The sequence below is a fragment of the Dietzia sp. B44 genome, assembly GCF_014145245.1.
Taxonomy (GTDB): domain Bacteria; phylum Actinomycetota; class Actinomycetes; order Mycobacteriales; family Mycobacteriaceae; genus Dietzia; species Dietzia natronolimnaea.
The window spans coordinates 1-9,112 of record NZ_JAALEF010000296.1 but is presented as its reverse complement, the minus strand read 5'-3'; the positions used below and the strand labels follow the sequence as shown (position 1 = coordinate 9,112).

Below are 9,112 nucleotides of genomic sequence, written 5' to 3'. Positions count from 1 at the left end.
CTGCCGGGTCGTCGTGGGTCGCGCCGTCGTGGGCCGGGCTCTGGTGCGAGGGGCCACCCGTGAGGCCCGGCGGCATCGCGCGGGGCGTGGGGTTGGCCAGCGCACCGGCGGTGTACATCCGTGCCTGCCCCTTGGGTAGCGGAGGCCTGTCGTTGGCGCTGATCACGGCGATCCACGGGATCGGTATGGACCCCGCGACGATGGCCAGTGCGATCCACGGGTTGTTCCAGAGAGCCAGGGAACCCGCGGCGAGGAGCAACGCCGGGATCCGGATGGACATCAGGAGGAAGTACCGCTTCTTCCGCGCCGTGAGCTCGTCCCGGTAGGACTCCCGCGCGGCGGTGATCAGAACGGGCCTCGCGGTGCCGTCCCGATCCTTGGACCGCTTGCGACGGGAGTCGGGTGCCATGGCCCCCAAGGTACTCCGGCGTTGGCGCGCCGACCGTGGCGTGCGGCATCATGAGGGGGTGAGCACCACCCGGACCAAGACACTAGAGCGCCCCGAGGTCACGACGACCGAGGAGACGCAGGACGACGCGCCCAAGTTCTTCCACTACGTGGACAAGAGCAAGATCGCCGAGAGCGCGGTCATGGGCTCCTATGTGATCGCCCTCTGTGGCGAGGTGTTCCCTGTCACCCGGTCCGCCAAGCCCGGTTCTCCCGTCTGCCCGGAGTGCAAGCGCGTCTACGAGACCCTGAAGCCTGGTGAGTGAACCCGGCGCGGTCCCGGGCACCGAGGAGCAGACCGCAGACCCCGCCGCCACGGCGGCCGCGGGCGCGCCGCTGCGCGCCTGGCAGCGGACCGCGCTGCGCAAGTACCTCATGGCTCGGCCGAAGGACTTCCTCGCCGTGGCCACCCCCGGCGCCGGTAAGACGACGTTCGGTCTGCGCGTGGCCACCGAACTCCTGACCGACCGGACGGTCGACGCCATCACCGTGGTGGCCCCCACCGAGCACCTCAAGTTCCAGTGGGCCGAGGCCGCCGCGAGGGCCGGTATCGCGCTCGATCCCGAGTACTCCAACTCCTCCGGCGCTCTCGCGCCGGAATACCACGGCGTGGTGGTCACCTACGCCCAGGTGGCCTCCCACCCGTTCAAGCACCGCGAACGGACCGCATCCCGCCGTACGCTGGTGATCCTCGACGAGATCCACCACGGCGGCGACGCCAAGAGCTGGGGAGACGGCATCCGTGAGGCGTTCGACGACGCCGAGCGTCGCCTGTCCCTGACCGGCACACCGTTCCGCTCCGACGACAGTCCGATCCCGTTCGTCACCTACGAACCCGACGGCCAGGGCCATCAACGGTCCAGGGCCGACCACTCCTACGGGTACGCCGACGCCCTGGCCGACGGCGTCGTGCGACCCGTCGTCTTCCTCGCCTATTCCGGCGAGGCGCGCTGGCGGACCAACGCCGGTGAGGAGTTCTCCGCCCGGCTCGGCGAACCACTCAGCGCGGACCAGAACTCGCGCGCCTGGCGGGTGGCGCTGGACCCCCACGGCGACTGGATGCCGGCGGTCCTCCAGGCGGCACACACCAGGCTCCGGCAGATCCGCGCGGGTGGGGTGCCCGACGCCGGCGGGCTGGTGATCGCCACCGACCAGGAACGCGCTCGCGAGTACGCGGCTCTGCTCACGGAGATCACCGGGCGGGCCCCCGTCGTCGTCCTGTCCGACGACCCCACCGCCTCGAGCCGGATCGGCACGTTCTCCGCCTCGACGGACGAGTGGATGGTCGCGGTCCGCATGGTCTCGGAGGGAGTGGACGTGCCGCGCCTGAGCGTGGGGGTGTACGCCACCAGCGCCTCGACCCCCCTGTACTTCGCCCAGGCCATCGGCCGGTTCGTCCGGTCCCGCAGGCCGGGGGAGACCGCGTCGGTGTTCCTGCCGTCGGTCCCGGTCCTGTTGCAGCTCGCCTCCCAGATGGAGGCCCAGCGGGATCACGTCCTGGGCAAGCCCCACCGCGAGGACGGGCTCGAGGACGAGTTGCTGGCGCAGGCCAACCAGCAACACGACGAGCCCGACGCGGACGACGAGGACAAGGGGTACATCTCCCTCGGCGCGGACGCCGAACTCGACCAGATCGTCTACGAGGGGTCCTCCTACGGCACGGCCACGTTCGCGGGGAGCGAGGAGGAGGCCGACTACATCGGTCTCCCCGGTCTGCTCGGGGCGGACGACGTCAAGGCACTCCTGCGTCAGCGGGAGAAGGAGCAGATCAGGCGGTCGTCCGGTGAGGGGTCCTCCGCGCCCGGGGCCGTGGCGGTGGTGGGCGTGGGGACTGACCCGACCATCTCCGGCACCACCCTCCCGGGCAACGCCGGCGGTCCGGGGGCGAACGCGGGAGCGGCTGCCGCCCGCGTGGCCTCGGCGGCCGAGCTGAAGGATCTGAGGCGCCAGCTCAACACGCTGGTGTCCGTGTACTCGGGCCGTCTGGGCAAGTCCCACGGCGCGATCCACACGCAGCTGCGCAACTCCTGTGGTGGTCCTCCGGTGCCCATGGCCTCGGCCGACCAGATCCGGGAACGGATCTCGCTGCTGCGCAGCTGGTAGGGGCAGCTGGAAGGGGACGCTGGCAGTGGCTCAGAACCACGCCTCGCCGTCCCTGTCGGATGAGCAAGCGAACGAGCCCGGGCCCCGTCGACATAAACGGGGCCCGGGCTCGTCCGGGGTCCGGGGTACCGGACCGGCGGGAGATCAGTCCAGGTAGTCGCGCAGCACCTGGGACCGCGACGGGTGGCGCAGCTTGGACATGGTCTTGGACTCGATCTGGCGGATCCGCTCGCGCGTGACCCCGTAGACCTGGCCGATCTCGTCCAGCGTGCGGGGCAGTCCGTCGGTGAGGCCGAAGCGCAGCCGCACCACGCCCGCCTCGCGCTCGGACAGGGTGTCGAGCACCGAGCGGAGCTGGTCCTGGAGGAGCGTGAAGCTCACCGCGTCCACGGCCACCACGGCCTCGGAGTCCTCGATGAAGTCGCCGAGCTGCGAGTCGCCCTCGTCACCGATGGTCTGGTCGAGCGAGATGGGCTCCCGGGCGTACTGCTGGATCTCCAGCACCTTCTCCGGGGTGATGTCCATCTCCTTGGCCAGCTCCTCCGGGGTGGGCTCGCGGCCCAGGTCCTGGAGCAACTCGCGCTGGATGCGCCCGAGCTTGTTGATGACCTCGACCATGTGCACCGGGATGCGGATGGTGCGGGCCTGGTCGGCCATGGCGCGGGTGATGGCCTGGCGGATCCACCAGGTCGCGTAGGTCGAGAACTTGTAGCCCTTGGTGTAGTCGAACTTCTCGACGGCGCGGATCAGACCCAGGTTGCCCTCCTGGATGAGGTCCAGGAACGCCATCCCCCGGCCCGTGTAGCGCTTGGCCAGGGACACGACCAACCGGAGGTTCGCCTCGAGCAGGTGGTTCTTGGCGCGAACGCCGTCCCGCTCGATCCACTTGTAGTCGCGGCGCTGGGCGGTGGTGAGCTTCTCGCCACGCTCGACGACTTGGGCCATGAACCAGGTGGCGTAGAGGCCGGCCTCGATACGCTTGGCCAGCTCGACCTCCTCCTCGGCGTTGAGAAGGGCGACCTTGCCGATCTGCTTGAGGTACGCGCGGACCGAGTCGGCCGAGGCGGTGAGCTCGGCGTCCTTGCGGGCCTGCCGCAGGGCCTCGGACTCGTCCTCGTCCCAGACGAAGTCACCCGACGCCTTGTCCTTGGCGGTCGGACCCTCCTTGGTCTCCTCGTCGGCCTCCGCGTCATCGACGTCGACGACATCGACCTCGACGTCCTCGAGTTCGGCGGTGTCCGGCTCGACCTCGAGTGCCTCGACCGGTGCGTCGTCGATCGGAGCGGTGTCCGTGAGCGCGGGATCCCCCGCGGCGGCGGTCTTCTTGGCCGCGGTCTTCTTGGCCGGGGCCGACTTCTTCGCCGCCGTCTTCTTGGCGGGCGCGGCCTTCTTCGCTGGTGTCCTGCTCGCCGCGGTCTTCTTGGCGGGGGCCTCGCCCGTGACCTCGGTGTCCGACGGATCGCCGCTCATCGCGGAATCCGAACTGGTGGTCTTCGTGGCTGCCACAAACGCCCCTTCACAACCGGTGAATCGATGGGAAACGGGGATCGATGCCGCATCGTATGCCGACACTCGAGCCGTCCGCCTTGCGGTACCGGGCCCGTCCCCGGCCGGTAGGTGATCCCGGCCTGCGCCATTGTAACGAGGAACCCGCCCGGAGGTCGCATCAGGCGCTGTTGACGAGGGGTCAGTAGCTGCCCGGGGACAGTGTCGACCCCAGATCGACCAGGCCGTCGCGCGCCGCCGAGTACAGCGCCGCCCCGATGATCCCGGCATCGCCACGTCTGATGGCCGCACGAACCGGGGTGCGGTTCTCCAGGAGCGGGAACCACTCCTCGGCGGCCTCGCTGATCCCGCCCCCCAGGACGAATGCGCGGGGCCAGAGCAGGTCCTCGAGGCATCGCAGGACGTTGGACACGTGGGGCGCCCATTCCTCGTAGGTCAGTCCGTCCCGTGCACGTACCGATGCGGAGGCCAGGTGCTCGGCCTCGTCGAAACCCCGGCCGGCGATGTCCTCCACCATGAGGTGTCCGAACTCCGTGTTGGGGACGAGATGGCCGTCCAGCAGCAGTGCCGATCCGATCCCCGTGCCGAAGGTCAGCAGGACCACCAGGCCGTCCACCCCCTCACCGGCGCCGTAGTGCACCTCGGTGACACCCGCCGCGTCGGCGTCGTTGAGCATGACCACCGAGCGTCCGGGGAGGTGCCTGTCGAACAGGGCGACCACGTCGCAGCCGACCCAGGAGCCGTCGATGTTGTGGGCGATCCTCGCGACGCCGTCGTGGATGACGCTGGGGAGAGCCACCCCCACCGGGCCGTCCCATCCGAGTTCGTCGACCATCGCGCGGATGACCCCGGCGACCGCGTCCGGGGTCGCCGGCTGCGGGGTGGGACGTGTCGACCGGGGGCCGAGGAGTTCCCCGGTGCCGAGGTCGACCAGCCCCGCCTTGATCCCTGTGCCGCCGACGTCCACCCCCAGGCCGGTGGAGGAGGCCGGCGCCTGGGTGCTCTCGGTAGGTGTGGGGGTGGGCATCTCGGGCTCCCGGGTGACGGGCCGTGAGGGTCACGGCTGCGGTTGGAGTCCACCGGACCGACGGGGCACGATGGGGGCGACGAGCGCCCGTTCGTCAGCGTATCTGTCCGGTACCACCGTGGGCCGGTCCAATCGGGGACGACGACGAGGTGAGCCGACATGTCGGAGGAGACGGACGGAGGGGTCGCGCGATCAACCCACGCGGACACCGTCGACGAATTGAGGCGGTTCGCGGGTCGGCTCGCGGTCTCGGGCGGTGACGTGGCCCGGCGGATGGTGGAGCAGTTCGGCTCCACCGGGCTCGACGCGCGTGCCAAGAGCTCTGCGACCGACCCGGTGACCGTCATCGACACCACCGTGGAGGAGCACCTCCGTTCGCAGGTGGTCTCCGCCCGGCCCGGCGACCGCGTCCTGGGGGAGGAGGGTGGCGAGGAGGCGACCGCCCCGGGACGGGGGGTCGTGCGGTGGGTGGTGGATCCGGTCGACGGAACCGTCAACCTCCTCTACGGGATCCCCTTCACCGCCGTCTCGGTGGCGGCGGAGGTCGACGGGGTGGTCCTCGCGGGTGCGGTGCACAACATCGTCACCGGCGAGACCTGGACCGCGGGGCTCGGCCGCGGGTCGAGCCTCCGGTCCGCCACGGGCACGCTCACCGAACTGACGGCGTCGGCGTGTGACGACCTGTCGATGGCGCTCGTGGGAACCGGGTTCTCCTACGACTCCGACGTCCGCGCGGAACAGGGGCGGGTGGTCGCGGAGCTCCTCCCGCGGATCCGTGACATCAGACGGTGCGGGTCCGCGGCCCTGGACCTGTGCATGGTGGCCACCGGCCGGATCGACGCCTACTACGAGCGCTGCCTCAAGCCGTGGGATCACGCGGCCGGGGCCCTGATCGCCGCCGAGGCCGGCGCGGTGGTGAGGGTCTCCCACGACGATGAGGTCCCCACTGCCGCCGCCGCACCCGGTGTGGCGGGGGAGTTCCTGTCCGCGATCGAGGCGCTCGGGGGCGCGGTCAGCAGTTGACGGCTCGCGCCGCGTCCAGCTCGGCGGAGATCGGTTGACGTCCCACCTTGAGCTCGTCGAGCGCCCCCACGCTCTCCGCCGAGTCCGACAGTCGCGAGAAGATCGTCCCCAGCACCAGGTCGACGGACTCGTCCGCCCGCCCGTCGGACACCAGCTGCATGCACGGCGCGGCGAGGGACAGTGACCTCGCGCTCGCCTCCCCGGCCTCGCCGTAGCGGATCTGCCCGTGGCACTCGAGGTCCTGGGCGTAGATCGGGTCGTTGCCGGTGGCGTCGGCTCCCGCCGGCTGGAATCCGCGTTCGGCGAGTTGGGCGGCGACCGCACCCGCCTGACCGCTCTGGCCGTTGGCGTTGAGCACCCGGACCCGCGTGTCCGCCAACAGGGCCGGCTCGACCGAGTCGAGTGCGCCGGCGGGCTGATCCCGCAGTCCGGCCTCCTCCGCCGCGGGCGTCACGGGGCAGGCGGCGGCCTGGGTCGCCGCATCGCTGCCCATGAGCGCGGAAGCCCACACCAGACCCCCGAGGACCAGCGTGGCCACCACGAACAGCACGTAGGGGCTGCGTAGTCGTCCCATCCCCCGAGTGGGGGTCGGACTGGGTGTCGCCTGGGCGCTGAGGTGGACGACCATGAGGGTCCTTCCTGCAGGTGTCACGGTGCGGGAGCCCTGTCCGGGTCCGCCTCACCACTGTAATCGTCGGGGAATCGGCGTCCCGGTGGGGACACGGTCCGGAAGCGCGGATGAAATCCCTGCTAGTTTCCGTTAATATGCGTGCGCCGGTCGGTCCACGATCGAACCGACCGCCCCTCGCCACCTGACCGCTAGAGAAGAGACACATGGCAACCGACTACGACGCACCCCGCCGGACCGAAGCTGACGAGCTGGCCGGTGATTCGCTGGAGGAACTCAAGGCCCGGAGGGCGGAGGGGGCTACCGGCGAGGTCGACGTGGACGAGACGGATACCGCCGAGTCCTACGAACTCCCGGGGGCGGATCTCTCCGGAGAGGAACTCACGGTCCGTGTGGTTCCCGAGCAGGACAATGAGTTCACCTGCGGAGACTGCTTCCTCGTCCATCACCGGAGCCGGTTCGCCGAGGAGAGGGACGGACTGCCGATCTGCGTGGACTGCGCGGGCTGATCGCTCAGCTGTAGTGGTTGTCCGGGAGGGCCGCCGCGAGTCCTTCCGGGTCACGGGTGCTGATCAGCCAGTAGGGCGTGGGGTCCAGCGGGTCGTCCAGGACGACGATCACCATGGTGGGGACATAACCGCGGTGGACGACGAACGCCTCCGGATCGAGTTGGCGCCCCATCGCGGCCTGCTTGGCGGTCGCGGGCACGACGGCGCTGCGCGAGATCGCCTCGAAGGGCAGACGCGCGCGGCCCGCGTACAGGGTCCCTCCGCCCTGACCGTCGGACTCGACCTCGATACGCTCGCGACCGACGGTGACGAAGAGCCACGCGAACAGGGCGGGCACGACCACGGTGAGCAGCCACAGCCACCACGGCGCGCCGAGTACCGAGGCCACGGCGGCCACGAGGACGGTGATGGCGGCGAGAAGCACCCACCACCATCCCGGTACCCGGAGTCGTTCCGAGTGAACAGGGCGCGGGACCCGGTCGGGCGACGGTCGGAGATCTTCTTCGGTCACGACATCAAGACTATCCATCACCCGGGCTCCACCCGGCAGGAGGGCGGCCAGCCATGAACCACCCCGACCACTCGTCCGGATCACGCGGACCGCTGCGGCTACGGAGGTTGGACCCCGGTCTTCCGGTGCCGTCCCGCGCCCACCCCTCCGACGCGGGCATCGATCTGTTCTCGGCCGAGAACTGCGCACTCGAACCCGGGCATCGTGCGCTGGTGGGCACAGGGGTGGCCGTCGCCATCCCGGAGGGGTACGCCGGGCTCGTCCACCCCAGATCCGGTCTCGCCGCACGGGCGGGACTGTCGATCGTCAACGCCCCGGGCACCATCGATGCCGGGTATCGCGGCGAGATCAAGGTCAACCTCGTCAACCTCGACCCGTCCGAACCGGTTCACATCGGACGAGGTGACCGGATCGCACAGTTGATCATCCAGAGAGTCGAACTCTGGGACGTGCAGGAGGTCGACGAGCTCGACCAGACCGACCGGGGAGAGCGGGGCCACGGCTCGACCGGAGGTCACCACCGCCTGACCTGACCGGCACCACACCACGTTGGGTAGCGTCAAGAGGCACGGTCCCGACCGGGACCAGGTCGCACGCGGAGAGGATTCGACCATGTTCGGACGCAAGAAGTCGGTGACCGGGGACCGCGACGCCGCCACCCCCGGGGAACCCGCGGACTCCGCACCGTCCACGACCGGTCCGCATGACCGCTCGTCGGTCGGGGACGTGGCCCGGTACTACACCGACCTCGGGTACGGACACCTCGACCTCGGTTCCCTGGTGATCGGCGTCCCCAACGGGCGCGATCTGAACGTCGCGCTGGACCCGAACGGTCAGCCGGAGTTCCACGTGGTCACCACCGTGTCGCGGGTGATCCCGCGCGCCTTCGCCGCGCCGAAGTCGGCCGGGCAGTGGCGGACCATGGTCGCCGCCATGCGCGAGCAGCTCGAGGGTCAGGGCGCCGAGGTCACCGTCGAGGACGGTCCGTGGGGGCGCGAGCTCGTGGCCGCCATGCCGGGTGCCGTCTTCCGTGCGATCGGGGTCGACGGGCACCGGTGGACCGCCGAGGTGCGCATCATGGCCACCCCGGAGCTGGCCGAGCAGGCCGCCGAGGAGGGGCGGGAGGTGTTCAAGCATCTGCTGGTGAACCGTGGCGACGGACCGATGCCCGTCCGGGAGGTGCTTCCGCTGACCATCCCTGACGAGATCCAGCAGGCGCTGGTCAAGGCGCAGTCGCAGTTGGCGGCACAGCAGCAGGCGCAGGCCTACCAGCAGCAGATGGCGGCAGGTCAACAGGGCCAGCCGGCCGCGCAGGCCCGGCCCCAGGGCCAGCCGGCCCCGGCGGCGGGAACACCGGC

At 70.5% G+C, this 9,112-nt stretch carries 11 protein-coding genes; 6 read left to right on the top strand and 5 right to left on the bottom strand.

The annotated features are described in order from the left end of the window. On the bottom strand, positions 1–409 hold a 409-nt coding region (locus tag G6017_RS10435; protein WP_182617250.1), incomplete at its 3' end, for a DUF3099 domain-containing protein. Between the two features lie 58 nt (positions 410–467). On the opposite strand from G6017_RS10435, the gene G6017_RS10430 reads away from it, so the two are divergent. Both G6017_RS10430 and G6017_RS10425 read left to right on the top strand, forming a co-directional pair. Further along, positions 468–713: a DUF3039 domain-containing protein gene (locus tag G6017_RS10430; protein ID WP_017837712.1), complete on the top strand. Its 246-nt coding sequence runs from the start codon at positions 468–470 to the stop codon at positions 711–713. After that, entirely contained in the window at positions 706–2,550 is a 1,845-nt protein-coding gene (locus tag G6017_RS10425) for a DEAD/DEAH box helicase (RefSeq protein ID WP_179525213.1), read from the top strand. The genes G6017_RS10430 and G6017_RS10425 overlap by 8 nt, the downstream gene beginning before the upstream one ends. 144 nt (positions 2,551–2,694) lie before the next feature. Here G6017_RS10425 and G6017_RS10420 read toward each other — a convergent pair whose 3' ends face one another. Continuing rightward, positions 2,695–4,056 carry an RNA polymerase sigma factor gene (locus tag G6017_RS10420; protein WP_182609822.1) on the bottom strand — a complete coding sequence of 454 codons (1,362 nt, stop codon included), beginning with the start codon at positions 4,054–4,056 and terminating at the stop codon, positions 2,695–2,697. A 181-nt stretch (positions 4,057–4,237) separates the two neighbouring features. Further along, complete coding sequence (ppgK, locus tag G6017_RS10415; protein ID WP_182617248.1) at positions 4,238–5,083, bottom strand: polyphosphate--glucose phosphotransferase; 846 nt, start codon at positions 5,081–5,083, stop codon at positions 4,238–4,240. Between the two features lie 159 nt (positions 5,084–5,242). Here ppgK and G6017_RS10410 point away from each other — a divergent pair, with 159 nt between their 5' ends. Beyond that, positions 5,243–6,106 carry an inositol monophosphatase family protein gene (locus G6017_RS10410; RefSeq protein ID WP_179525216.1) on the top strand — a complete coding sequence of 288 codons (864 nt, stop codon included), beginning with the start codon at positions 5,243–5,245 and terminating at the stop codon, positions 6,104–6,106. Here G6017_RS10410 and cei read toward each other — a convergent pair. Continuing rightward, positions 6,096–6,680: an envelope integrity protein Cei gene (cei, locus tag G6017_RS10405; RefSeq protein ID WP_241731472.1), complete on the bottom strand. Its 585-nt coding sequence runs from the start codon at positions 6,678–6,680 to the stop codon at positions 6,096–6,098. The genes G6017_RS10410 and cei overlap by 11 nt on opposite strands. Positions 6,681–6,940: 260 nt before the next feature. Between cei and G6017_RS10400 the strand changes: the two genes are divergently transcribed. Further along, entirely contained in the window at positions 6,941–7,243 is a 303-nt protein-coding gene (locus G6017_RS10400; RefSeq protein WP_179525218.1) for a DUF4193 domain-containing protein, read from the top strand. A 4-nt stretch (positions 7,244–7,247) separates the two neighbouring features. On the opposite strand, the gene G6017_RS10395 is transcribed toward G6017_RS10400, so the two are convergent. Continuing rightward, positions 7,248–7,754 carry a DUF3093 family protein gene (locus G6017_RS10395; protein ID WP_179525219.1) on the bottom strand — a complete coding sequence of 169 codons (507 nt, stop codon included), beginning with the start codon at positions 7,752–7,754 and terminating at the stop codon, positions 7,248–7,250. A 53-nt stretch (positions 7,755–7,807) separates the two neighbouring features. Between G6017_RS10395 and dut the strand changes: the two genes are divergently transcribed. Next, entirely contained in the window at positions 7,808–8,287 is a 480-nt protein-coding gene (gene dut, locus G6017_RS10390) for a dUTP diphosphatase (protein ID WP_179525220.1), read from the top strand. A 79-nt stretch (positions 8,288–8,366) separates the two neighbouring features. Beyond that, on the top strand, positions 8,367–9,112 hold a 746-nt coding region (locus G6017_RS10385; protein ID WP_182617246.1), incomplete at its 3' end, for a DUF3710 domain-containing protein.

What these genes read in the sequence shown, in the direction of transcription:
- dut (WP_179525220.1), top strand. Translation starts at nt 7,808, where the DNA reads ATGAACCACCCCGACCACTCGTCCGGATCACGCGGACCGCTGCGGCTA.
- cei (WP_241731472.1), bottom strand. Translation starts at nt 6,680, where the DNA reads ATGGGACGACTACGCAGCCCCTACGTGCTGTTCGTGGTGGCCACGCTG.
- G6017_RS10410 (WP_179525216.1), top strand. Translation starts at nt 5,243, where the DNA reads ATGTCGGAGGAGACGGACGGAGGGGTCGCGCGATCAACCCACGCGGAC.
- G6017_RS10400 (WP_179525218.1), top strand. Translation starts at nt 6,941, where the DNA reads ATGGCAACCGACTACGACGCACCCCGCCGGACCGAAGCTGACGAGCTG.
- ppgK (WP_182617248.1), bottom strand. Translation starts at nt 5,083, where the DNA reads ATGCCCACCCCCACACCTACCGAGAGCACCCAGGCGCCGGCCTCCTCC.